Below are 22,468 nucleotides of genomic sequence, written 5' to 3' on the forward strand. Positions count from 1 at the left end.
GAGACGTATCCCATTCATGAGCATCAATCCAATCTCTGCAGCCCGCAGCGCAAGCCAGCCCAGGCTGATGGAACATCTGGCATTTCTGACGGGCAGCATTTTTTTCATTCTGCTCCTGATGCTGCTGTCCCGGATCAGCCTGCTTGCCTACAACCACGAGCTGATCGGCGATACGCCTTTGGCGGACTGGCAAGAGGCGTTTGTGAACGGTTTGCGCTTTGATCTGCGCGTTGCCGGCTACGTGGCGATACCCCTGCTGTTGAGCATCCTCAGTCCCTGGCTGATGGCTCAGCGCACATGGCAGCGTATCTGGCTGACGTTCGCAGCGTCACTGATTGCACTGCTGGGTATCCTGGAACTGGACTTCTACCGCGAGTTTCACCAACGGCTGAACAATCTGGTCTTCCAGTATCTACGCGAGGACCCCGCAACTGTCATCAGTATGCTCTGGCACGGATTCCCGGTAGCCAAACTGCTACTGGCCTGGGCAGGGCTGACCCTTCTCTGGTGGTGGTTTTTTTCTGTCATTGACCGATCGACACGTGAATGTCCAACGCTCCACAAAAGGGAATGGTTGAATACCTGGGGCATGCGCGCGGGCGTATTTGTACTCTGCTTATTGGTGACCGTAGTGGCCATGCGTGGCACGCTGCGTCAGGGGCCACCGCTACGCTGGGGTGATGCCTACACCACAGAAACAGTGTTCGCCAACCATCTGGGACTGAACCCTGTGATTACGCTGTTCGATGCAGCGAAAAGCCATTTTTCCGCAGCTCGCGACAATGTGTGGCAACCCGTCATGTCCATGGACAAGGCCCAGAATGTCACCCGCAAGATGCTGCTGACCGAGCGTGATCGGCTGGTTGATCCCAACACCGCTGCAGTGCGTCGGGATTTCACTCCAGCCGCCGAAGGTCAACTGGCGATCAGAAACGTGGTCGTCATTCTGATGGAAAGCTTTGCCGGCCACTATATCGGTGCCATGGGCAGCCCCCTGGGCATCACACCCTATTTTGACCAGCTAGCCGAAGAGGGTCTGCTCTTTACCCGATTCTTTGCCAATGGCACACACACTCACCAGGGCATGTTCGCGACCATGGCCTGCTTTCCCAATCTGCCGGGGTTCGAATACCTGATGCAAAGCGCAGAGGGCGGCAATGATTTTTCCGGGCTGCCCCAGCTACTCAGCAGCCGCAATATGGATGATGTCTACGTGTACAACGGCGACTTCGCCTGGGACAACCAGCAGGGCTTTTTCAGCAATCAGGGCATGACCCGCTTTGTCGGGCGCGACGACTTTATCGACCCGGTGTACTCAGATCCCACCTGGGGCGTAAGCGATCAGGACATGTTTAACCGTGCCGTGCCGGAACTGGACGCGCTCGCCAGCGAAGGTCCCTTTTATGCATTGCTGCAATCGCTATCCAACCACGTACCTTACCCACTGCCCGCCTCCCTGCCCACAGAAGCGGTCACCGGCCAGGGATCACAGGACGAACATCTTACCGCGATGCGTTACTCGGACTGGGCGCTGGGTCAATTTTTTGCACAGGTACGCAACAAGCCGTATTTTAATGAGACTTTGTTCGTCATCGTGGGGGATCACGGGTTTGGCGCTCCGGATCAACTCACAGAGATGGACCTGCACCGCTTCAATGTGCCGATGCTGATGATCGCACCGGGCATCCAGGACGCCTTCGGCACAAGCACCGATATGACCGGCAGCCAGGTGGATGTAGTTCCGACCATCATGGGGCTGCTCGGCGGGAAAACCCGGCACCAGTGCTGGGGGCGTGATCTGCTGAGCCTGCCTGCTGACGAAAAGGGGCGGGCGGTGATCAAGCCTTCGGGGGGTAATCAGACGGTAGCGATCATTGAGGGTGATCAGATTCTGATACTGCCCAAGGGGCAAGCGCCCAGCCAGCATCGCTACCAACTGGGCGCTGCGCCGCTGGCGCAGCGGCTGGAAACGGTAGATCAGGAGCTCTTAACCCAGTTGCAGGCCTTTATCCAGGTCGCAACCAACAGCTTGTTAACCAACGCAGCTGGGGCGACTGCTGATCAGTCCCGCATCAAGGTGAACACTCAATAGCATCGTCATTCACTGGCTGAGCGCCCGGCTCTGTAACGCGCCGGGGTCGTGCCCTGCCAGCGGCGGAAGGCGCGTACAAAGGCGCCCTCGTCGGAAAATCCCAGCTCTTCGGCGATGGCGACCACCCGCTGATCTCCATCTAGCGCCCGGCAGGCCATCTGCTGCAACACGCTCTCGCGCAGACTCTTGAAAGACAGGCCTTCCTCAGCCAGACGGCGATTGAGATGACGGCCACTCAGCTCCAGTTCGGCGGCGACCCGCTCCTTGCCCCAGCGGGGATGCTGACGCACCAGCCGCTGCACCGCCGCATTCAGACTGTGCTGGCCCAGATTGGCCAGCGTCTGGTCAGCCAGTTGCCGCAGATGCTCGCGCAGGGCACTGTTGGCCTGAATCAGCGGCAGGTGCAACTGATCGGCAACAAACCCCAAGGCGTTGTGCCCAGCATTGAAATGCAGCGGGCAACTGATCAGCCGGGCGTAGTCTTCCGGCTGAATGAGCGGCGCATGGGTCAACCAGAGCCCGGCCGCCTGAAAGCGCCCGCCGGTGGACCAGCGGGTCAGATTGAGCTGACTGGCCAGCACCGCCTCGACCCGCTCGGCGCGGCGCACGGAATAGTCTGGCAGATAATCGATAAATACCAGATCGTCGGCATGTCGCACGCTGAACTCACCGCCGTCGCCGATCACCGGCGCGTACTCGATCAGCCCCTCAAGGGCCTCGCCTAGAGTATCGGAAGTGACCAGCAGCATACCGGCACTGTCCAGATGCCCGATCTGCATTTCCAGACCCAGGCGCAAGCCGGCCAGGGGATCATCGCTGGCAGAGCAAAAAGCTTCCCAAAGCGCATCCTGCGTGGCCAGGGGCACACGTTGCCCAGGCCGCAGTTCAGCCAACAACTCAGCGGGCAGAGCCAGGCCGAGGCGCTGCGCGGCCTGCACTATGGCCTGACTGTAAAGCGGCGTAACGCTGTGTTCGGAAGTCTCGCCCATGGCCTGAATTGCCGGTCCTTTGTCCTGTTTGGTGCGATACGCTTGCAAGCGCATCCACTAGACTGGCAAGCATAACAACAAAGACACCCGAGGTAGCAGCCATGTACGCCGTGATAGGAGCGGGCCCGATGGGTCTCGCCGCAGCCCGCAATCTTCAGAAGCTCGACATCCCCTTTACCGGCTTCGACCTGCACAGTGATGTGGGCGGGTTGTGGGATATCGACAATCCGCACAGCACCATGTACGAGACTGCGCACCTAATCTCGTCCAAGCGCATGACGGAATTCAAGGAATTCCCCATGGCGGATGACGTCGCGGCCTACCCGCATCACAGCTCGCTGAAAACCTACTTCCAGGATTTCGCCAGCCAGTTCGATCTGCGTCGTCATTACGAATTCAGCACCCGGGTACTCAGCGTCGAGCCCGCGGGTGAACAATGGAAGATCACCACCGAACGCGATGGCCAGCAGCAGACGCGCACATTTGATGGCGTGCTGATTGCCAACGGCACTTTGCACAAGCCGAACATGCCGACACTACCCGGCGAGTTCGACGGCGAGCTAATGCACTCCTGCGAGTACCGCACGCCCGATGTGTTCAAGGGCAAGCGGGTGCTGATTGTCGGTTGCGGCAACTCCGGCGCGGATATCGCCGTGGATGCGGTGCACCATGCAAAGTCGGTGGATATCAGTCTGCGTCGCGGCTATTACTTCCTGCCCAAATTCGTCAAGGGCCGGCCTATCGATACCCTGGGCGGCAAGGTCAAGCTGCCACGCCCGCTCAAGCAACGCATCGACGGCGCGATGATCCGCATGATCATCGGCAAGCCCTCCGATTACGGCCTACCCGATCCGGACTACCGGCTGTATGAATCCCATCCGGTGGTCAACTCGCTGATTCTGCATCACCTCGGGCATGGCGACATTCAGGCGCGCCGCGATATCAAGAAAATCGAGGGCAAGCAGGTCACCTTCACCGATGGTCAGCGCAAGGAATACGATCTGATCCTGATGTCCACCGGCTACCTGCTGGACTATCCCTTCATTGATCGTCAACACCTGAACTGGCCGGCCAATCAGGATGCACCGCAGCTATACATGAACGTGTTCCATCCCGCGCACAACAACCTGTTCATGATGGGCATGATCGAAGCAGCGGGGCTGGGTTGGGAAGGGCGCAATCAGCAGGCTCGGCTGGTGGCGTTGTATATCCGCCGGCAGCAGCAGAAAGCGGAGGCGGCCAAGGCTTTCGACACCATCAAGCGCGAGCGTGCCGGCGTGACGCTGGATGGCGGCTATGACTACATCAAGCTGGCGCGTATGGCCTACTACGTCAACAAGGACGAATACCTGCGAACGCTGGCCGAGCATATTACCGAGCTGCAAAGCGGGCTCGAAGTCGAGGAACCCACGCCGGTACCTGCAGCGTGAGCGGCGCCTTGCCGATGGAATTCGACCCGGCCAGCCTGATCCTGCTCAACGTCATCATGGCCTGCATGATGTTCGGCGTATCACTTAGCCTGCGCCTGGAGGACTTCAAGCGTATTGCAATGGCGCCGATCGCACCCCTGGCCGGCCTGTTCGCCCAGTTCCTGCTGCTGCCCCTGGCGACCTGTCTGTTCACCTGGGCACTGGAGATTGATCCCGAACTGGCGCTGGGGATGATCCTGGTCGCCTCCTGCCCGGGCGGCAGTTTCTCCAACATCATGACCTGGCTGGCCCGCGGCAATGTGGCGGTCTCCGTCAGCATGACGGCCGTCTCCAGCCTGGCCGCCACGGTGCTGACACCGCTGAATTTTGCCTTCTATGGCTGGCTCAACCCGCACACCCGCGAATACCTGACCCAGATCACCCTGGAACCGGGCGGCATTCTGCTGCTGGTGCTGCTGGTGCTCGCGCTGCCACTGGTGCTGGGCATGGTCACCGGCCGCAAGCTACCGGGGCTGGTTACCCGCAGTGAAAAACCCCTGCGGATCATCTCGCTGCTGGTGTTTCTGGGCTTTGTGGCTATCGCCTTCTCGAACAACTTTGACCTGTTCCTCGAGCGTTTCCACAGCTTTTTCTGGCTGGTGGTCGCCCACAACCTGATGGCGCTATCCCTGGGGTATGGCATGGGCGTGCTGCTCAAGCTGCCGGTGGCAGACCGCCGAGCCGTGACCATGGAAGTCGGCATCCAGAACTCCGGGCTGGGCCTGGTCATTCTCTTCACCTTCTTTCCCGAAGCGGGCGGCATGATGCTGATCACCGCGTTCTGGGGCGTCTGGCACCTGGTGTCGGGCATCACTCTTTCACAGATCTGGGCGCGCACCGCACATGACTAAACGCATATTGATCACCGGCGCCGCCGGCTATATCGGCCACCAGTTGGGCAACCGGCTGGCTGACCACTTTCCAGTCATCGGCACCGATCTGCGCGGGCGCGACGACCTACGCTTCCCCCTGGAGATCGCCGATGTACGCGATCCGGCCCTGGCCGACCTGCTGCAACGCGAGCAGATCACCCACGTCGTGCATCTGGCCTCGATACTTCAGGCGTCGCCGGATCGGGCGCGGGACTATGACATAGACGTCAACGGCACGCGCAACGTGCTTGAGTGCTGCATCAAGGCCGGCGTTCAGCATTTCACCGTCACCAGCTCAGGCGCGGCCTACGGTTACCATGCCGACAATCCCGCCTGGATCGACGAGCAGGACGCACTGCGCGGTAATACCGAGTTCGCCTACTCAGACCACAAACGGCTGATCGAGGAGATGCTGGCCGACTACCGTCAGCAGCATCCGCAGCTGCAGCAACTGATCTTCCGCCCCGGCACCGTGCTGGGCACCGAAACCCGCAACCAGATCACCAACCTGTTCATGGCCCCACGCATTCTTGCGCTCAAGGGCAGCGATTCACCCTTTGTATTTATCTGGGATCAGGACGTGATTGGCGCAATGGAAATGGGCATCCGCGAAGACAAGACCGGCATCTTCAATATGGCCGGCGACGGCGCGCTGACCATGAGTGAAATCGCCAGACGGCTGAACAAACCGCTGCTGACCTTACCTGTATGGCTGGTCAAAGCAGGATTGCAGGTAGCAAAATGGCGCGGCAAACCCACCGGCCCCGAGCAGGTTAATTTTCTGCGCTATCGCCCGGTACTAAGCAATCGGCGGCTGAAGGAAGAATTCGGCTATCCGCTGGCCAAGACCTCGGCGGAGACGTTCGAGTATTTTGTCGAAGCCAACGGGTTGAGGCGCTGACGCGCAGCTTCAAGCTTCAAGCTTCAAGCTTCAAGCTTCAAGCTTCAAGCTTCAAGCAAATCAGCATGCACCCGGCAGCCAAAACAACAACAGCCAGACACCGATATATGACTCACCCAAATCAACTTGCCGCTTACAGCTTGAAGCTTGAAGCTTGCCGCTGGCGACCAACGGGAGCCCTCATGCACGTCACACTGATCACCGGCGCCGCCTCCGGCCTTGGCTGGGCCATGGCGCGCCACTGGTTCGCTGCCGGCCACAGCCTGGTACTGGCCGACATCGATGCGGCAGGCCTGGCCGCCCGCGCCGAAGAGCTGGGCGAGGCCGAGCGGGTGCTGACCGTCACCATGGATATTACTCAGGCTTCTGACATCAGCTACCTGATCGATGAAGTGCAGCACCGCTTTGGCCGCCTGGATCTGCTGGTCAACAATGCCGGCATCACTCACCGCTCGCCCGCGCACCAGACCAACCCGGCGGTATTCCGCAAGGTCATGGCCGTGGACTGGCAAGGCCCGGTGGAGTTGACCATGGCAGCGCTACCCCTGCTGCGCGGGTCCGCCGGCAACATAGTCTGCATCGGCTCCATGGCCGGTTGGATGCCCGTCCCCGGCCGCGCCGCCTACTGCGCCGCCAAAGGCGCGTTGACCCAGTTCTTCGAAGTGCTGCGCCTGGAACTGGAAGCCGACGGCATCCACATACTTATGGCCTACCCCAGCTTTCTCGACACCCCAATAGAGAACCACGCCCTGGGCCGCGACGGCACCACCGCCAAGCATCCAAGATCGATGGTCGGCGGCATGCGCAGCGCCGAATGGATGGTCGAACTCATCGACAAAGGCCTTAAGGATGGCAAACGCTGGATACTCCCCGAACCCGTCTCAAGATTCGGCAGCCTCCTCTGGCGCATTGCTCCATCGCTATACCTACGCCAAGTACGCAAACGCTTCGCCGGCGAGTTACGCTAACGCATGCCAGAACAACACTCCCCTGGGAAGGTCGAGTTCCACCTCGGCCAACAGCGCTTCAGAACCCACCCCTCATCGAGATGGAACTCGACGCTCCCAGCCGCCACCACCTACGTGCTAAGGCCCACCAATGCTGATTGACCCCTGGATCTGGCTCGGCATCTTCATCCTCCTGGCCTACACCGTAGAAGCCATCACCGGCTTCGGCAGCCTGGTCATCGCCCTGTCCCTCGGCGCCCTGTTTCTCCCCATCCCCGCCATGCTCCCCGTGGTCGTACCCCTCAACGTCCTGATGACCGGCTACCTGGTCTGGCGCAACCGCCGCCACATCTACTGGCCGGTCCTATTCAAACTGATCCTGCCACTGATGCTGCTCGGGACTCTGGCCGGCTACGTACTGCGCCCCTGGCTAGGCGCCGACCTGCTCAAACTCCTTTTCGGCATCCTGGTCCTCTGGTTCGCCACCCGCGAACTCTGGCGCATGGCCCGCGGCATCGTCATCACCCCGCACCCACCGATGCTCAGCCGCGCACTCACCTTCGGCGCCGGCATCACCCACGGCCTTTTCGCCTCCGGCGGCCCACTGCTGGTTTACGCCATAGGCGGCATCCAGCTCGACAAAAGCCGCATGCGCGCCACGTTGCTGGTCGTGTGGTTCACCCTGAACAGCTGCCTGACCACGCTGTTTCTGTTCGACGGCAGTTTGATTCCGAGTTTGCCCAGATTGGTGGTGTATTTGCCGCTGCTGGTGATTGGGGTGTTGCTGGGGGAGTACCTGCATCATCGGTTGAATGAGCAGCGGTTCCGGCAGGTGGTGTATGGGTTATTGGCGGTGACGGGGGCGCTGTTGATTTTTAAGGCTGTTGGGTGAAGGCCTGGTAGCGGAGATATGCGCTGAACCGTTTGGCCTGGCTGGAAAAAGAAGGTTGGCACCCCAGGCAAAAAGTATCACTATGCCAGTAACTGCCAAATTGCAGTCCCCCTCCTCGGTGGCATGGATGCCTGAACTACTCTTTTAGACATCCTGATCCACCCGCTGTTGTTGGCTGGAGTAGGGTGCGGTTTAACGTGCGTTCGCTTGGATGGGAGAAAAGCAAGCATATGAATATGTTCATGAAGCCTCGCTGCAACAGCAAAAAGCTAGGTCACGTCTTCACAGCGCGTACGGGCGAATTACTGTTATACGTCATAGACGCACAGTAGCCGTATGAATCTTAGCCCAACATCTTTGGAAAAACTGCGGGAACTCATTAACGAGGAGACCGAATACCGTTCGGGCCCGAAGCTTGTGCAGTTCTTCAATCGTCTCGGCTTCCACGATTCCTATGGCCAAGGCTTCCCTTCCCGATGGGTTTATACCGATCAGCGCTTGGAGGCAATCAACGGAACGCCAGAGCTGGATAAATGCATTCGGGCGGTCTTGAATCCGGCCAATTTCATCGGACGATTTCCCGATCTGGATGCCCACATCATCTCATTCAATCAATTTCTTACTTTCGATAAATGGAAGATTATTCGGGAGGGCGCAGAGATTAATTTTCGAAGGCTCGAGAAGGTCGAGATTGACGAACCCCAGCCGAACGACGACGGTGATACCGAAAGTGAGTTTCTGAAAAAAGAATTTACTAACGTGTCCATTGCAAGGCTCGGGCTAGAAGGCGCGGTTAGTGACGTCCTTGAGCAAAGAATTAGAGAAATTGAGAAGTGCTTCTTTGGCAAAGCCTACCTGGCTGTGATCCTAATGGCCGGGAGCACACTAGAGGGAACATTGCTCGGCGTGGCGAACCAACACCCCAGATCGTTCAATTTAGCTGCCGCATCACCAAAAGACCGCGCCGGAAAAGCTAAGCAATTCCAGGACTGGACCCTCAGCGCTTTTATCGACGCCGCCTACGAACTCAGGCTTGTCCAACATGACACCCAAAAGTTTAGTCACACTCTCCGAGATTTCAGAAACTACATTCATCCTTTTCAGCAAATGAGTACAGGATTTCGCCCGACGGAGCACACAGCGAAATTATGCCTTCAAGTGTTGAAGGCAGCGGTTTACGAGCTTGGCGAAAACGTTAGTAGAATCAGGGACAAATGAAACCATATGAACATTAAGCGAAAAACTTCATATGACCTCGACTTCTCATTTCCAGGCGGGACAAAATGTTGAAGTGGCTACAGTTCAATCAAAGGCTCGCTGCTCTGGAGCGCGAAAAAAGTGCTCTCTTGCTAAAGCAAAGGGAGCAGATCGAGAGAGCGCGGAAGAACACTATAAGTGAGAATGATATACAGGGGATATATCAGGACCACTACTTTGATCTGACACAGCTAGACTCAGAAAGAATGTATCTTGTGACAAGAAATCTTATGGCTTGCGCCTCTCGAATGATGATCCCTACTCCCGAAGAAGATCAATGGGAGCGCTGTGGGGTAACTGGATATAGATTTTTGACCACGCGCGGAATACATGAACTACGCAAGGCTATCCGGGGTGAGCGAACGGCAAGGCGGGAAGCCGCACTGTCTTGGATAGGGGCGACTACCGGACTTGTTGGGGCGCTAACAGGTTTAGTAGCGGTACTGTTTTTTGGCAGTTGAGTTATTTGGGACCAGATGAACATTAATCTGAAGCCTTCATCCGACCCCAAGACCTGTTAATGAAAGAGGGCAGATATGGAAATCGCACTTGTGGAGGGAACTAGAACACGCCCGGCTCCAGGATTAAAGGGATCATGCCCACGTTGCGGCCAAGCTGCCGTAGCAAAGTGTGGCTCGCAACTAATATGGCATTGGTCACACAAAGGTAGACGACACTGTGACCCCTGGTGGGAAAACGAAACAGAATGGCACAGGGCTTGGAAAGCACATTTTCCTGATCGCATGCATGAAGTCGTTCTCTTCGATGAAGCAACCGGGGAAAAGCATATCGCAGACCTAAAGACAGACAGAGGGATGGTCATAGAAATTCAGCATTCCGCTATGCCAGTAGAGGAGCTGAAAGCACGAGAGGCCTTCTATAAGCACATGATATGGATTGTCGATGGTCGCCCTTTCAGGACACAGTTCGAACTGCGCCCAGAGCCTCTGCCTCATCCGGACTCACAGCTTCTTGACGATGTTGTATTTTTCGAGGGGCTAGGCACGGTGTTCTGGCGGCGTTCTGAAAATGAAGCGAACCCCGCAATGGTCCTCATGCACAAAGCAGAGGAGATCGGGAGCCAAATTCAAGAGCATTACCAAGGGCATCACTTCTTCAAATGGAAACGACCAAGAGAGGTTTGGCTTCAAGCTACAGCGCCCGTCCTCATAGATTTTGGGGGTCATGAAGTTTATAGAATCTGCGAATATCAGAATCCAAGCAGGCATTGTGTACAACTCATTCAGAAGCGAGCTCTCATCGAGAAAAACGGCGGTTCTTACAACGAATCGTCAATCGGGGTCAAATAAAAATTGAACGAAAAATTCGTCTGACCCCATTTTTACTCGCCCGATGCAAACCGGTTGATGTCGCAGCCGAGCACACACTCAGGGTCAGGTCTCGCCTTTTGCCTAAAGCTAGAAGCAAGCGAGAGAGCATATGGTCTATAGAGGAATCCGGCCCTTACTGCGTGTAATTGGGGTTAGTTCAAATGAAAATTAATCAGAACCTTTCATCTGACCCTGAATTTGCCCCAAGTCTAATCACCAGATTCGCTGAAATTCTGACTGCGGCGAGCCTGCAGTTGATAACGCATTGTCCTGATGCACAGGCAGATCGAGCCCCTGCTGCGAATCTTCGATCGCTTCTATAGTAATCACCGGTAGCGCGGGGTTTGTTGCACCGAATACCGTGGCGAAGGACACATCGGCCGCGTCCCTGCCGGTGCCGAGGCGCAGAAGCCCCATGACGGGAGACACGCCGCTGGGGTCAAACAGATACCAGCGACCACTGAGAAACACCTCGACGTAGGCATGAAAATCCGCCGGCCGGAAAGCAGGGTTTGCGCCGAACTCGATGCCGGAAACAAAGCGTGCCGGCATGTTCAGGGCGCGGCAGGTGGCAATCATCAGATGGGCGAAGTCGCGGCATACACCCACATGGTCGGTCAGTGTATCCACGGCAGAGGTACTGCTACCCGAGCTGCCCGAGGTATATCGGGTTCTCTGGTATACCCAGTCACGGATGGCCAGCACGCGGTTGTAACCGGGCGGCATTTGACCAAATTCATGGTTGGCCAGAGCCTGAAAGCGGTCTGATTCACAATAGCGACTGGGATAGATGTAGTTGAAGAGATCCATCGGCAAGTCAGCAACCGCCATCTCTTCCAGGCTCCAGGGGTCCGCCACCGTGTGGTAGATCTCTACCAGTCCCTCGTAGCGCACCACTAGCTCGCCGCTGTTGGCGCGTAACTTCAACCACCGCGTGCCGTCGTCGTTCTGCATGAACAGTTGCTGTTGCACTGGCTGGTTGATGCTCAGGGATTCGCTGAGCACCTGTTGGCTGGACGTGAGAGCCGGATGAATGTTGAACAGGAAGTCACAGGTCGCATCCAGCACGCCATAGGTGAGTTCGATGGAAAATTTCAGCCGCACCATGGCAGTGTATCCTTTGATGAACATGAAAAACCGGCAGGGCCGAGGCTCGGCCACGATGGCAGGACGAGCCGCTGACCCTGCTTGTAGGCGAGAATGATAGCGTTGGACTGCGTGAGGTGATTGCGTCCCGAACGCCAGCCTGCCCATCTTGACAGAGAAACCGTAGGAAACTAAGTGGAGGCAGATCAACCGTCATATATTTTCGCTTGATCCGGTCTACTTACCATCTTGTATAACGTTAACAATTTGCTGCCCTACTGACTTAACGGCAAACAAGGCGCTAGGCCTCACCACAAGGACTCAGGTATGACGGTACCAATAACTGGCGGTTGCGCATGCGGAGTGATTCGCTATACGTGCAAGGAGCAGCCTATCGCAATGCTGAACTGTCACTGCCAGGACTGTCAGCGCTCAAGCGGGGCTCCTTTCGCATCAGGCATCGTTGTCGCCGTTTCGGCTACCGACATTACAGGTGTGCCCAAGACGCATACCGTACGCGGCAATACCGGTGGAGAAACGACTCGTAGCTTTTGCGCTGAGTGCGGGACTCCACTATTCACCCGGGGGGAAGCGGTGTCAGAGTTCATGTCCATCCGTTTCTCAACTCTGGATGACGCCTCCTGGTTCAAGCCCGAGCTGGATATTTGGACTTCACGCTCACAGCCTTGGGTTTGCCTCAACCGAGAAATTCCGCAATTCCCTGGGTCGCCTTCTGTATAAACCCAGCCGTGCCATCCATCTGGGCAAAAAGATCAGCGGCAAAAAATTCAAGTATGCGGTGATTCCGGGTATTGGATTCGCCGACGGTATGTTCGGGCCCGGCACCGGTTCGTTCTTCACCCTGGCCAGTGTTCTATGCCGAAGAGCGAAGCTGGTGGCTGCCACCGCTGTGGCCAGGCCCCTGAATTTCGCGACCAACCTGTCATCACTGATCGTCTTTGCCGCCTATGGCAACGTCGTGTGGCATGCCGACCTAGTCCAGCGGCTGGATCGCTTGGTAGAGTCGTGGCCTTGCGGTGATTGACCCCCTCGCTGGATGCTCTCAATAGCAGGAGTTGGGGGTGCTCATCGGATTGATGTCTCCGGCGACCTCATCGGGGTCTATCCCATGGGTTATCAATACCTCGCGTACGAAATTGATCTGCTCAAGAATCCTGCTGGCATCGTCGCCATATTCGAACCGGGTTACTTCTACTGGCTTGGGCATGAATGTGAACGCTGTTTTCAGGGCTTGCAGGGTGTCGGTATCAGACATGGTATTTCTCCTGGGCAATGGGTGCAGATCGATGGTATCGCGCTGATCCTTGATGGGTCGACCCGCTTTAACGCGGGTTTCCTGTTGGCGGTGACACAGCCTTGCTGATAACCAGAACCGCCCCGTAAGATGCCCAGGCATTTACCCGACCGCCCCGGGCGGCACAGGAAAAGGATGACCACCGATGTACCCACCTAACCGAACAATAGCTCGCCTGCCATACGTGCTGCTTATGGCATTGCTTGCGCTGCTGACCAACGGCTGTGAGGCGCCATCCGATAATCGTGATTCGGCCCTGGCGGAGCTGGCTCAGCGCGGGATCAGCATCGATATGGACGGCTTGAAAGCGTCGACGAGAACCCGCAGCTACGATGGTGCCTTTCTGTTTGATGAGATCGGTTTTTTCGACGATATCAGTGATGCGGATCTGAAGGAGACCTTGCTCCATGCTGCCAAGTCTGACAACTTTGGGCTCGCCCGTGTTCTGGAACGCCTCGACAGCCGCGTTCAGTTCGACGCAAGTGAATTGCAGGAGAGTCTTGATATAGCTGTCCGGCGTGGCTCTGGTGAGCTAACTGCGGCACTACTCAGACATGGCGCCCGGCCAGGCCCTGAGACCCTGTTTCAGGCAGCCTATGCTGATGATTACCAGCAGGCGGAGATGCTACTGCAGCACGACACTGACTTTACCGGCGAGCCCAACAATGAAGCTGTGAGGATGGCGGCGCGCTTGGGCAATCTGCAAACACTCAAGGCGTTTGTTGATAGCGGTAAGGCCCCTGACGAGCAGGTCTACCAGGCACTTCGCTTCGGGGCGCTGACCGAGCAAGCCGCAGTGGTCCGATATCTGGTGGAGTGGGGTGTTCCGGTGGATCACCCCGACAGCGATGGCTGCACTGCCTTGCATTACCTGGCGCAGGACGGTTTGGTCGAGGATGTACGTTATCTTGTCGACCAGGGTGCGGCGGTCAATCAGACCTGTCGGGGTAAGGAAACGCCACTGAAGTGGGCCCACTACGGTAAGAATCAGCCTGTGATTGATTACCTGCTCAGCGTTGGCGGTACCCAACTCTGAACACTTTCGCGTCGGGCACGTGCCTGGCACCCCTTCCCACCAACTAAAGTCGAGCAACCCATGCCTACCGATCCGCTGAAAACCCTCTCCGATCTGGTCAGCGAAGCCCATGCGCAGATTCAAGCGGCGCATGAGCACATCAACCCGGTGGTGGAAGTGCGCCAGGGCATGCGCAATGCCGGTATCCCCGCCGACGTGCTCACCCTCGACTGCCTGCGCACCCAACGCCGCATTACCCTGATCCTGCATGACCAACAGCCGGGCGTGGTGCTTTACCAGTTCGTGACGCGGGCAGAGGAAGTCGGCGGTGACTTCAAGCAGATCCCGCTGGCGGATATGAGCAGCGAGACTCTGGTTGGGTGGATGGAAGATTATTTCGGCTGAGTTGAGCCGAATGCAGCCCCTTAGCCACCGACCTTGATGGTGCCCTGTGGCAGGAGGGTGTTGGCCCCCGGCGGACAACCACAAGCCACATAATCACCCGCTCTGGCGGCTGGACCTGCTGGTAGAAAGGCGGTGCGGGGGCCGACTGCGACAATGGGGCCAATGCCTTTCTTGCAGGCCGGGCAGGTGGCTTTGTGGCCGACCGATGTGGCGACCAGCCCATCAAACATCACTCCGCCGTTGCCTTCGATAACGGCGCCGCCGGTTGAGGTTTTCGAGCCTATCCCTATGCTATGCATGTGTGCCAACGCTCCCTGTACGTTTCAGTCCGTCCGGTATCAGGCGAGGATCATAGCGAATTGGCGATATCGGGGCTGATACCTGCGTCACGTTTCTAGAAACGCTGAGGTGTGGCGGCAGCTATTCGGCTCACCGGTTCCAGTAGCTACACCCCTGCCGACCGAAAACGCTCTGTCAGCTGCCGCATCGACAACGACTCCTGGCGCAGGGATTCGCTGACTTCCCGGGAGTTTTTCACGCTGCCCATCAGCACCTGGGAGCTTTCGCGCAGCATGGCGGAGCGCTGCTCGATAAGATCCAGGGCATCACGCTGAAGGGAGACTGAATGCGATACCTGCTGGCTGCTGGATTCCATTTCAACGAACTGGTCCCCCAGGCGCGTCAGATGGGTTTTCAGTTGGTCCAGATTGCTGCGGTTGCTGGCACCGGCTGCGCGCATTTCGTCCAGTAGCGAGTCTACGCTGCTGACACCTTCCACCAGATCGAGGACCCATTCGCGAATTTCCCGGGTGGAATCAGCGGTGCGCTGGGATAGAGTCCGCACCTCATCGGCTACCACTGCAAAGCCGCGGCCATGCTCGCCAGCGCGCGCGGCTTCAATCGCTGCATTCAGCGCCAGCAGGTTGGTCTGGTTGGCGATGGCAGCAATAACGCCAATCACCTGCTCGATCTTGTTGGTCGATTCACTCAGTGCGTGGATCGAGCCGGACACACGTCCAATCACATCGTTCGCATTGTTCGCCGCCGCCTCGCTGCTTTGCAGGCCCTGTTGTACCTGCTCGTTAGCCTGCACCGCTTCGCGGATGGTCGCCGCTGATCCTTCGGTTGCGGACTCTATCTCCGAGGCCTGACCGGCAATCGCGCCCATGGAAAGGCTGACTTTTTCGATCTGTTCGCGGGTCATTTCCGAGGCGGCCTGCAGGGCTTCCGCTTCCTCGTCCAGGCTGGCAGAACGCTGATTAAGGCCTGCGGCTGATTGGCGGATGTCACCGACGAACTGGTCAAAGCGACCGACCAGACCATTCAGCGCGCGCGCCACACCGGCGACCTCATCCTGGCCGGTTACGGCCGGTGTCAGGCTCAGGTCGGATGTTGCATCCATCTGTTTGATATCGCTTTCGATATTCTGCAGGCGCACGATAACCGTGCGCCTGAGCCAGAGGGTCATGAGGATGATTGCCACCAGAAATACCGCAGAACCAATAATCAGAAACGTCTGTTGATTGTCCAGGTAGGCGAGCAACTGCGAGGAATCCTGCTGAATCATGCTACGGCTGTTGCGCTTTCGCTCCTCGATCGCCGCGAGCATCGGGTCCAGCGCTGGAAACAGGTCAAAGTCCACGACCTGGCCAACCCGGTAATAACTTTTTTCGCCGATACCGGGTTCAAGCTTGCCAAGCAGGTCCAGCACGCTCTGAAACTCTTCGCGGTGAGCCATGGCCCAGTCACTCAATTGCGCGCTCTCTTCGATTACCTGCCAGCGCTGCGGCAGGGACACCACCAATGCTTCGAAAGTGGGCACAATCTCATCCCAGAGCAGCAGTTGCGCCTTAATCTTGTAGGTCAGGTCCTGCAACTGTCGGTGATCCTGCTCCAGGTCCTCGAGCATCCAGGACTCCTGCAAGCCAGCGGTGATCAACCGTTTGGAAGCGGTTTCCGTCTCTTTGATGATCAGCAGGGACATGATCGCCAGCGCTGCAAGGGCGCTTATGGACAGAAAGGAGAAGAACAGGATGCGGGTACGGACGGTGGACAGCATGACTACCTCACAGCAGGGTCGGCATCCGGAGGCTATTCCCATGATGTGACACTGCCATTACAACAGACTTATTCTCGCTTCAGGTCAGCAACCCTACCGACTTGATAAGTGCGTAGACCTTCTGGCCTGCTGCCAGATCCAGCTGCCTGACCGCCCTTGGGGTCACTTCCGCCAACAGCAGTTGACCTTCGGTGGTGCGACAGGCGACCAGGGTCCGAAAGTTGTGCGGCGGATAAATACACTCGATGCTCACCTGCAGGTGATTCTGAATACTGATCTGCCGGGGCTCGACCAGGGACAAGCTGACATCTTTTGCCAGTACGCGCAGCCTTACGTCATGCGCATCGGTGTTCAGGCCCGACCCCGGCACCCAGAGTCTGGCGCCGACTGGGCCGAAAGGTCGCATGCCATCTTCCTCGGCATCCCCCAGGCTACCGACCAGGATGGACGCCGCCCCGGCATCGGCAAACAAGGGCGAATCGGGGCGACTGAGCGCCTCCTGCAGGGTCTCGATACGTTCAATCTGCCCGTCGTGCATGAATATGATTCGATCCGCCAGGCGTTCTACTTCTTCCGGGGCGTGACTGACCATGATGATCGGTACCTCCGCCTGTGCGGCCATGCGCGAAAGAAAGGGCATGATCTCGCTTTTGGTGCGGGTATCGAGCGCCGCCATCGGCTCATCGAGCAGTAACAGTTGCGGGCTGATCAGCAGGGCGCGGCCCAAAGAGATACGCTGGCGCTGCCCCCCGGATAGCTGATTGATACGACGATCAAGAAGCTCCTCTATATCCAGCATGGCCGTTACTTCAGGCAGATGCAGGCGGCGCAGGGCGGCTGGCGTTCGTTTGTAGCCATAGAGCAGGTTATCGCGTACCGACAGATGCGGCAGCAGGCTGGGTTCCTGGAATACCAGGCCAATGCGGCGCTGGTGCAGCGGCACGAACTGCCGGCTCTGCTGCCAGGCCTGATCGCCAAAGCACACCTGCGCATCGGGCACACGCTCAAGTCCGGCAATGATCCTCAGCAGGGTCGTCTTGCCACATCCGGAGCGGCCGAACAATGCCGTAACGCCCTGCAAGGGCAACTCGCAATCCACCTTGAGCTCAAAACCACTGGCGTGGCGCAGGCGGGCCTGAATCTGCAGAGTCATACCTTGGCCACCGCAAAGCGCCGGTTGATGCTGTAGACCACAAACAGGGTGACGAAAGCGAATACCAGCAGCATCAGCGACAGACCGTGGGCGGCGGGGTAGTTCATGGCTTCGGCGTGGTCATAGATCAGCACCGACAGCACCTTGGTTTCGCCGGGAATGCTGCCTCCGAGCATGAGTATCACGCCGAACTCACCGAGGGTGTGGGCGAAGGTCAGGGTCGCTGCCACCACGAAGCCGCCACGGGTCATGGGCAGGATAACCGTGAGAAAGCGATCCACCATGCCCGCGCCCAGGCTGCTGGCCACTTCAACCGGTCGGCGGCCCAGATGACTGAAGGCTTCGGTCAAGGGCTGCACCGCGAAGGGCATGGAATAGATTACCGAGGCGATCAGAATACCCTCAAAGGTAAAAGCCAGGTGGTGTAAACCCAGGTTTTCCAGCGTCTGCCCGACTACACCACGCGGGCCCAGCACGATAAGCAGATAAAACCCCAGAACGGTGGGCGGCAGCACCAGCGGCAGCGCAACAATGGCCTGCACCACCACCCGGCCGGTTGAACGCTTCTGTGCCAACCACCAGGCCAGTGGCGTAGCCAATATCAGCAGAATGATCGTGGTATACAGGCACAGCCTGGCTGTAACCTCGATGGCCTGCCACTCCGCTGGCCCCAATGAGAACATGCGTCTTCCTCGCTTTAATTGCTAACTCACTCGGGTATCACAAAACCGTAATGGAGCATGCTGGCATGGGCCTGATCAGTGGCCATGAAGTCGGCAAACGCCCACACTTCCGGCTTTTTAGCACCACGCCGGGTGACTACATAGCCCTGGGTCAGCGGCTGGTGCAGGGTGTCGTCGATAAGGTAATAGCCGTACTTTTCCAGCTCTGGAAACCTGGCCAGCGACAATGCAATGATGCCGACTTCGGCGGCGCCGGACTGGGTCATCTGCGCGGCATGGGCAATATTCTCGGCAAATACCAGCTTGCCCTGCACCGCCTCCCAAATACCTGCTGATTGCATCGCTTCCCGGGCGCGCAAACCGTAGGGAGCGTGGGCCGGCTGTGCGATGGCAATCCGCTTGATGGCATCAGAGGTAAGGTCTGCCAGGGTCAGACCGGCGGCATCCAGCGTATTGCTCCAGAGCACGATACGGCCGATTGCATAAACAGCCGGTTCCGTCGCCGCCATCCCCTTTTCCTCAAGCTTATGCGCAAAGGCAATGTCGGCAGAAAAAAACATATCGTAGGGTGCGCCGTTGATGATCTGCGTGGTCATCTTGCCTGATGAGCCATAGATCACCTCGATACGGGCATCGGCATGGGCCTGGTGGTACAGCTCGATAATGTCGTCCAGCGCGTAACGCAGATCGGAGGCGGCAGCGATGCGCACAACTTCACTGGCCTGTACTGACGGAATCAACAGCAAAAACAGTAGGGCGCCGAGTAGCCGGAGGGGTGGGGCGTAAAAACGATCGAACAACGGCATTGTCTCTCCAGCCTGATTGCCAGCCTCTTCACCAGACAATGATCCTGGATTGTGGTGCCTGACGGTTGACTGGAGACTATACCAGCCAGGCTGCAGGATACCGATAGGCGGCAATCTCGCGCAGGCGCTGCTGATTTACCGCGCAGCTCAGGCCTGCTCTGGCTCGGCGACAGCACGCTTCTGGTTACCCAGCGTATTGAACGCGATATGCGTACTGGGAAACACTTCACCCACCTGTTCATTGATCCAGTCCGTCTCGCCCAGGTGGTCCATTACCGGGCCTTTGACCTCGGCCAGATGGAGATGAATGTCTCTCTCGGCCAGACCCTCGGTGAGTTCGCTGAGCATGTCCAACCCGGTACTGTCGATGTGGTTCACCGCGGACAGAATAAGCAGCACTTCGCGGGTATCGGGATAATCACGCAGGGCCCGATAAAGAGCGTGCTCGATCGCCTTGGTGTTGGCAAAGAAGATGTTTTCATCAATCCGCAGGGCCAGCAGATGGGGCTCTATTTCCACCAGGTGGCGCTTGGTATTACGAAAGTCCTGGGTGCCCGGTACACGCCCGACGACCGCAATGTGCGGCCGGCTACCCCGCCACAGCTGCGCGGCAATCGACAGACAGATTCCCAGTGCGATGCCGCCCTCGATTCCCAGCAACAGCACCCCGGCGGCCGTACTGAACAGGGTCAGGCCCTCGGCACGGTCGTAGCGCCAGGCCCGTCGCAGACTGGCCACATCAATCAACGGGGTGACGGCCACAAGAATGACAACCGCCAGTATCACCAGGGGCAGATGCGCAAACAAAGGGGCAATCGTCAGCAGAATAAGGCCAATTATCGTCATGGCAATGACGCCTGCCAACGGCGTGTTGGCCCCTGCCTCGATATTCACCACAGAACGGGAAAAGCCACCCGCGACAGCAAAGCCGCCGGTCAGGCCCGCACCCAGGTTGGCGGCGCCCAGTGCCAGCAACTCCCGATCAGCATCAATGCTCTGGCGCTTGCGCCGGGCCAGGGACTGGGCGATTGCCACACTCTCGACAAAGGTGACCAGGCTGATCAGCGCTGCGGGCAACAGCAGTGCTCGTATATCTGAAAACTCCGGCGTAGCCCAGAAAAAGGCAGGCAGCCCCGCAGGCAGAAAGCCCACTACCGGCACGCCCCGCGCGGCCAGATCACCGCTCACGGTAACCAGCAGCGCGGCAATCACCAGGACGATGGGGGCCAGACGAGCAAGCAGGGTCGCGGCTACCGGTGGCAGGCCCAGACCGCGCAGGTGCCTGGCCAGCATGCTGCGGGCATACATCAGCCACGCCAGGGAAACGAGGCCAATCCCGAGCACCAGGGAGTTCGCCAGGGTCCAGCTATCGAGCAGTTGCTGCGGACCGGACGGCAGGGCGGGCACACCCAGCAGGTGCGGCAACTGGCTGATGGCAATAAGAATAGCCGCGCCACTGATAAACCCGCTGATCACCGGATGGCTGAGAAAGTTGGCCAGAAAGCCCAGACGTAACAAACCCACTGCAAACAACATGACACCCGACAGCAGCGCCAGCCATATCGCCATTTGCAGATAGGCACCGCTGCCTATGGACGCCAGGGGCGCCAGCAGGGTCGCGGTCATCAGCCCGGTTACCGCCACAGGGCCCACCGAGAGACTCATGCTGCTGCCAAACAGCGCATAGGCCAGAAGCGGCAGCAGGCTGGCATAGAGGCCAATCTGGACGGGCAGACCAGCGAGCATCGCGTAGGCCATGCTCTGGGGAATGATCATCACGCTGACCACCAGGCCAGCGGTCAGATCGCCACTGAGCCAGGCCAGACGGTAGTGGCGTAACCAGCCCAGCAGGCCGGAATCACCCGGTGGCTGAAGCCGCGGATTATCGCTCATGCACTCACGCGGCGGTCATACACCTGGAACGCGAGCATGCCCGCCAACATGGCCAGCACGAACAGCAACGCCTGGGGCATCCCGGCGCCGACTGCAACAATGGCCGGCCCAGGACAGAAACCCGCAACGCCCCACCCTGCGCCGAACAGCAGACTGCCAAGGATCAGGCGTGGGTCAATTTTCTGCTTGCCGGGGAGTGTCACTGGCTCGCCCCTCAGACTGCGACCCGAGCGCTGCACCCACTGCATAGGCAGAAAAGCCGCACCAATCGCGCCGATCATGACCAGTGCCAGAGAGGGATCCCATTGACCGAACAGGTCGAGAAATCCGAGCACCTTCGCTGGATTGGCCATGCCCGAAATAACCAGCCCCAGGCCGAATACCAGGCCAGCCAGTAACGCGGTCAGAATGCGCATGTTCAGATCCCCCACAGGTGCCGAAGCACGAAGACGGTAACAAACCCGCTACCCATGAAGCACAGCGTTGCCACCAGAGAACGCGGGGATAACCGGGCCAGGCCACATACGCCATGTCCACTGGTACACCCCGAACCCAGCCGCGAACCGAATCCCACCAGCAGCCCGGCAATCACCAAGGCCACCGGCCCCGCCTCAATCTGAATCTGCGGGCGGTGCACAAAAACCCAGTACAGCACAGGGGCGATCAGCAACCCGGCCACAAAGGCTGCCCGCTCGCCACTGCCGGGCATCAGCGGCCCCAACAGGCCACCTACCAATCCGCTGATACCGGCGATTCTGCCATTGAGCAAAATCAGCATACTGGCAGACAAGCCAATCAGAACACCACCGAGCAAAGCGCTCCAGGGGGTGAAGTTTACCCAGTCAATGCTCATTCGGCCTCCTCACTGCAATACAGTTGATACAAGGTGGTGATCACCGCCAATGCTTCGGGACTGGCAATACGATAGTAGACCTGCTTGCCGTCACGTCGCGTTGCCACCATGTTTTCCCGGCGCAGGACGCCAAGCTGCTGGGACAGGGTCGGCTGGACGATACCCAGAATTGCTTCCAATTGGCCTACATTGCGCTCGCCCTCGACCAATTGGCAGAGCAGCATCAAGCGGTCACGGTTGCTTAGTGCCTTGAGCAGGGCCTGGGCCTTGTCAGCAGCACCGTGCATGCGTTGCAGATCAGGTGTTTCGGTGGTGTGTTGCATTGGGTCGTCCGTCTTGCGCTGAGCTGATCACAATATATATAAAAATATAATGTTTCAAGTTTGCCAGCCTGGTAATTCTGGTGTTGGCGCGTTAGATGACGCCTTAAGTTTCTCTTAAGGTACACCT

The 22,468-nt window shown here is 58.2% G+C and carries 24 protein-coding genes; 12 read left to right on the forward strand and 12 right to left on the reverse strand.

The genetic code is table 11. The features are described from left to right. The first annotated feature begins 16 nt into the window (after window positions 1-16). On the forward strand, window positions 17-2,092 hold the full coding sequence (locus IEV54_RS05745) for an LTA synthase family protein (RefSeq protein ID WP_150276376.1): 2,076 nt from the start codon (window positions 17-19) through the stop codon (window positions 2,090-2,092). 5 nt (window positions 2,093-2,097) lie between these two features. Here the strand turns inward: IEV54_RS05745 and IEV54_RS05750 are convergent, their stop codons facing one another. After that, window positions 2,098-3,135: an AraC family transcriptional regulator gene (locus IEV54_RS05750; protein WP_223825352.1), complete on the reverse strand. Its 1,038-nt coding sequence runs from the start codon at window positions 3,133-3,135 to the stop codon at window positions 2,098-2,100. A gap of 47 nt (window positions 3,136-3,182) precedes the next feature. Between IEV54_RS05750 and IEV54_RS05755 the strand changes: the two genes are divergently transcribed. The 7 genes from IEV54_RS05755 to IEV54_RS05785 all read left to right on the forward strand — a co-directional run bounded on the left by IEV54_RS05755 (window position 3,183) and on the right by IEV54_RS05785 (window position 10,729). Then, window positions 3,183-4,511 carry a flavin-containing monooxygenase gene (locus IEV54_RS05755; RefSeq protein ID WP_150276377.1) on the forward strand — a complete coding sequence of 443 codons (1,329 nt, stop codon included), beginning with the start codon at window positions 3,183-3,185 and terminating at the stop codon, window positions 4,509-4,511. A gap of 14 nt (window positions 4,512-4,525) precedes the next feature. Beyond that, window positions 4,526-5,401 carry a bile acid:sodium symporter family protein gene (locus IEV54_RS05760; RefSeq protein WP_150276717.1) on the forward strand — a complete coding sequence of 292 codons (876 nt, stop codon included), beginning with the start codon at window positions 4,526-4,528 and terminating at the stop codon, window positions 5,399-5,401. Further along, on the forward strand, window positions 5,394-6,323 hold the full coding sequence (locus IEV54_RS05765; RefSeq protein WP_150276378.1) for an SDR family oxidoreductase: 930 nt from the start codon (window positions 5,394-5,396) through the stop codon (window positions 6,321-6,323). Before IEV54_RS05760 ends, IEV54_RS05765 begins: the two co-directional genes overlap by 8 nt. A gap of 182 nt (window positions 6,324-6,505) precedes the next feature. Next, the gene (locus IEV54_RS05770; protein ID WP_150276379.1) at window positions 6,506-7,291 is read left to right on the forward strand and encodes an SDR family NAD(P)-dependent oxidoreductase; all 786 of its coding nucleotides are present in this window, start codon (window positions 6,506-6,508) and stop codon (window positions 7,289-7,291) included. A gap of 130 nt (window positions 7,292-7,421) precedes the next feature. After that, window positions 7,422-8,162: a sulfite exporter TauE/SafE family protein gene (locus IEV54_RS05775; RefSeq protein ID WP_188434336.1), complete on the forward strand. Its 741-nt coding sequence runs from the start codon at window positions 7,422-7,424 to the stop codon at window positions 8,160-8,162. Between the two features lie 336 nt (window positions 8,163-8,498). Continuing rightward, entirely contained in the window at window positions 8,499-9,380 is an 882-nt protein-coding gene (locus tag IEV54_RS05780) for a hypothetical protein (protein ID WP_150276380.1), read from the forward strand. Window positions 9,381-10,162: 782 nt separating this feature from the next. Beyond that, window positions 10,163-10,729, forward strand: a complete 567-nt coding sequence (locus IEV54_RS05785; protein ID WP_223825375.1) for a competence protein CoiA family protein — start codon at window positions 10,163-10,165, stop codon at window positions 10,727-10,729. A gap of 234 nt (window positions 10,730-10,963) precedes the next feature. Here the strand turns inward: IEV54_RS05785 and IEV54_RS05790 are convergent, their stop codons facing one another. Continuing rightward, window positions 10,964-11,857, reverse strand: a complete 894-nt coding sequence (locus IEV54_RS05790) for a transglutaminase-like domain-containing protein (protein WP_150276382.1) — start codon at window positions 11,855-11,857, stop codon at window positions 10,964-10,966. Window positions 11,858-12,235: 378 nt separating this feature from the next. Between IEV54_RS05790 and IEV54_RS17515 the strand changes: the two genes are divergently transcribed. Beyond that, window positions 12,236-12,577, forward strand: a complete 342-nt coding sequence (locus tag IEV54_RS17515; RefSeq protein ID WP_223825373.1) for a GFA family protein — start codon at window positions 12,236-12,238, stop codon at window positions 12,575-12,577. Further along, window positions 12,468-12,881: a TSUP family transporter gene (locus IEV54_RS17330; protein WP_150276384.1), complete on the forward strand. Its 414-nt coding sequence runs from the start codon at window positions 12,468-12,470 to the stop codon at window positions 12,879-12,881. The genes IEV54_RS17515 and IEV54_RS17330 overlap by 110 nt, the downstream gene beginning before the upstream one ends. 18 nt (window positions 12,882-12,899) lie before the next feature. On the opposite strand, the gene IEV54_RS05805 is transcribed toward IEV54_RS17330, so the two are convergent. After that, window positions 12,900-13,112 carry a penicillin-binding protein gene (locus IEV54_RS05805; protein ID WP_150276385.1) on the reverse strand — a complete coding sequence of 71 codons (213 nt, stop codon included), beginning with the start codon at window positions 13,110-13,112 and terminating at the stop codon, window positions 12,900-12,902. A 184-nt stretch (window positions 13,113-13,296) separates the two neighbouring features. Here IEV54_RS05805 and IEV54_RS05810 point away from each other — a divergent pair, with 184 nt between their 5' ends. Together IEV54_RS05810 and IEV54_RS05815 are read left to right on the forward strand one after the other, a co-directional pair. Beyond that, entirely contained in the window at window positions 13,297-14,187 is an 891-nt protein-coding gene (locus tag IEV54_RS05810) for an ankyrin repeat domain-containing protein (RefSeq protein WP_150276386.1), read from the forward strand. A gap of 60 nt (window positions 14,188-14,247) precedes the next feature. Then, window positions 14,248-14,571 carry a hypothetical protein gene (locus IEV54_RS05815; RefSeq protein ID WP_150276387.1) on the forward strand — a complete coding sequence of 108 codons (324 nt, stop codon included), beginning with the start codon at window positions 14,248-14,250 and terminating at the stop codon, window positions 14,569-14,571. Window positions 14,572-14,591: 20 nt separating this feature from the next. Here the strand turns inward: IEV54_RS05815 and IEV54_RS05820 are convergent, their stop codons facing one another. The 9 genes from IEV54_RS05820 to IEV54_RS05860 form a co-directional block, all read right to left on the reverse strand. Beyond that, the gene (locus IEV54_RS05820) at window positions 14,592-14,870 is read right to left on the reverse strand and encodes a PAAR domain-containing protein (protein ID WP_150276388.1); all 279 of its coding nucleotides are present in this window, start codon (window positions 14,868-14,870) and stop codon (window positions 14,592-14,594) included. Window positions 14,871-15,016: 146 nt separating this feature from the next. After that, window positions 15,017-16,630 carry a methyl-accepting chemotaxis protein gene (locus IEV54_RS05825; RefSeq protein WP_150276389.1) on the reverse strand — a complete coding sequence of 538 codons (1,614 nt, stop codon included), beginning with the start codon at window positions 16,628-16,630 and terminating at the stop codon, window positions 15,017-15,019. A gap of 79 nt (window positions 16,631-16,709) precedes the next feature. Beyond that, on the reverse strand, window positions 16,710-17,783 hold the full coding sequence (gene modC, locus IEV54_RS05830; RefSeq protein WP_150276390.1) for a molybdenum ABC transporter ATP-binding protein: 1,074 nt from the start codon (window positions 17,781-17,783) through the stop codon (window positions 16,710-16,712). Then, complete coding sequence (modB, locus tag IEV54_RS05835; RefSeq protein WP_150276391.1) at window positions 17,780-18,466, reverse strand: molybdate ABC transporter permease subunit; 687 nt, start codon at window positions 18,464-18,466, stop codon at window positions 17,780-17,782. The genes modC and modB overlap by 4 nt, the downstream gene beginning before the upstream one ends. Window positions 18,467-18,492: 26 nt before the next feature. Continuing rightward, on the reverse strand, window positions 18,493-19,272 hold the full coding sequence (modA, locus tag IEV54_RS05840; protein WP_150276392.1) for a molybdate ABC transporter substrate-binding protein: 780 nt from the start codon (window positions 19,270-19,272) through the stop codon (window positions 18,493-18,495). 147 nt (window positions 19,273-19,419) lie between these two features. Next, the gene (locus IEV54_RS05845; protein ID WP_150276393.1) at window positions 19,420-21,165 is read right to left on the reverse strand and encodes a SulP family inorganic anion transporter; all 1,746 of its coding nucleotides are present in this window, start codon (window positions 21,163-21,165) and stop codon (window positions 19,420-19,422) included. After that, a complete protein-coding gene (locus IEV54_RS05850) occupies window positions 21,162-21,581 on the reverse strand; it encodes a YeeE/YedE family protein (RefSeq protein ID WP_150276394.1) in 420 nt (139 codons plus the stop codon). Before IEV54_RS05850 ends, IEV54_RS05845 begins: the two co-directional genes overlap by 4 nt. Before the next feature lie 2 nt (window positions 21,582-21,583). Further along, window positions 21,584-22,018 (reverse strand): YeeE/YedE family protein, encoded by a 435-nt coding sequence (locus IEV54_RS05855; protein ID WP_150276395.1) that lies wholly within the window; start codon window positions 22,016-22,018, stop codon window positions 21,584-21,586. Then, on the reverse strand, window positions 22,015-22,341 hold the full coding sequence (locus tag IEV54_RS05860) for an ArsR/SmtB family transcription factor (RefSeq protein WP_150276396.1): 327 nt from the start codon (window positions 22,339-22,341) through the stop codon (window positions 22,015-22,017). Before IEV54_RS05860 ends, IEV54_RS05855 begins: the two co-directional genes overlap by 4 nt. Window positions 22,342-22,468 lie beyond the last annotated feature (127 nt).

It is taken from the genome of Halopseudomonas salina, assembly GCF_014637955.1.
GTDB classification, from domain to species: domain Bacteria; phylum Pseudomonadota; class Gammaproteobacteria; order Pseudomonadales; family Pseudomonadaceae; genus Halopseudomonas; species Halopseudomonas salina.

Bases quoted from the DNA above. Each gene is read 5' to 3' on its own strand.
- IEV54_RS05780 (WP_150276380.1), top strand. From the start codon at position 8,499: ATGAATCTTAGCCCAACATCTTTGGAAAAACTGCGGGAACTCATTAAC.
- IEV54_RS05845 (WP_150276393.1), bottom strand. From the start codon at position 21,165: ATGAGCGATAATCCGCGGCTTCAGCCACCGGGTGATTCCGGCCTGCTG.
- IEV54_RS05765 (WP_150276378.1), top strand. From the start codon at position 5,394: ATGACTAAACGCATATTGATCACCGGCGCCGCCGGCTATATCGGCCAC.
- IEV54_RS05805 (WP_150276385.1), bottom strand. From the start codon at position 13,112: ATGTCTGATACCGACACCCTGCAAGCCCTGAAAACAGCGTTCACATTC.
- IEV54_RS05750 (WP_223825352.1), bottom strand. From the start codon at position 3,135: ATGCGCTTGCAAGCGTATCGCACCAAACAGGACAAAGGACCGGCAATT.
- modC (WP_150276390.1), bottom strand. From the start codon at position 17,783: ATGACTCTGCAGATTCAGGCCCGCCTGCGCCACGCCAGTGGTTTTGAG.
- IEV54_RS05855 (WP_150276395.1), bottom strand. From the start codon at position 22,018: ATGAGCATTGACTGGGTAAACTTCACCCCCTGGAGCGCTTTGCTCGGT.
- IEV54_RS05820 (WP_150276388.1), bottom strand. From the start codon at position 14,870: ATGCATAGCATAGGGATAGGCTCGAAAACCTCAACCGGCGGCGCCGTT.
- IEV54_RS05785 (WP_223825375.1), top strand. From the start codon at position 10,163: ATGCATGAAGTCGTTCTCTTCGATGAAGCAACCGGGGAAAAGCATATC.
- IEV54_RS05775 (WP_188434336.1), top strand. From the start codon at position 7,422: ATGCTGATTGACCCCTGGATCTGGCTCGGCATCTTCATCCTCCTGGCC.
- IEV54_RS05810 (WP_150276386.1), top strand. From the start codon at position 13,297: ATGTACCCACCTAACCGAACAATAGCTCGCCTGCCATACGTGCTGCTT.
- modB (WP_150276391.1), bottom strand. From the start codon at position 18,466: ATGTTCTCATTGGGGCCAGCGGAGTGGCAGGCCATCGAGGTTACAGCC.
- IEV54_RS05770 (WP_150276379.1), top strand. From the start codon at position 6,506: ATGCACGTCACACTGATCACCGGCGCCGCCTCCGGCCTTGGCTGGGCC.
- IEV54_RS05760 (WP_150276717.1), top strand. From the start codon at position 4,526: ATGGAATTCGACCCGGCCAGCCTGATCCTGCTCAACGTCATCATGGCC.
- IEV54_RS17330 (WP_150276384.1), top strand. From the start codon at position 12,468: ATGACGCCTCCTGGTTCAAGCCCGAGCTGGATATTTGGACTTCACGCT.
- IEV54_RS17515 (WP_223825373.1), top strand. From the start codon at position 12,236: ATGCTGAACTGTCACTGCCAGGACTGTCAGCGCTCAAGCGGGGCTCCT.
- IEV54_RS05755 (WP_150276377.1), top strand. From the start codon at position 3,183: ATGTACGCCGTGATAGGAGCGGGCCCGATGGGTCTCGCCGCAGCCCGC.
- IEV54_RS05815 (WP_150276387.1), top strand. From the start codon at position 14,248: ATGCCTACCGATCCGCTGAAAACCCTCTCCGATCTGGTCAGCGAAGCC.
- IEV54_RS05745 (WP_150276376.1), top strand. From the start codon at position 17: ATGAGCATCAATCCAATCTCTGCAGCCCGCAGCGCAAGCCAGCCCAGG.
- IEV54_RS05825 (WP_150276389.1), bottom strand. From the start codon at position 16,630: ATGCTGTCCACCGTCCGTACCCGCATCCTGTTCTTCTCCTTTCTGTCC.
- IEV54_RS05860 (WP_150276396.1), bottom strand. From the start codon at position 22,341: ATGCAACACACCACCGAAACACCTGATCTGCAACGCATGCACGGTGCT.
- IEV54_RS05790 (WP_150276382.1), bottom strand. From the start codon at position 11,857: ATGGTGCGGCTGAAATTTTCCATCGAACTCACCTATGGCGTGCTGGAT.
- IEV54_RS05850 (WP_150276394.1), bottom strand. From the start codon at position 21,581: ATGCGCATTCTGACCGCGTTACTGGCTGGCCTGGTATTCGGCCTGGGG.
- modA (WP_150276392.1), bottom strand. From the start codon at position 19,272: ATGCCGTTGTTCGATCGTTTTTACGCCCCACCCCTCCGGCTACTCGGC.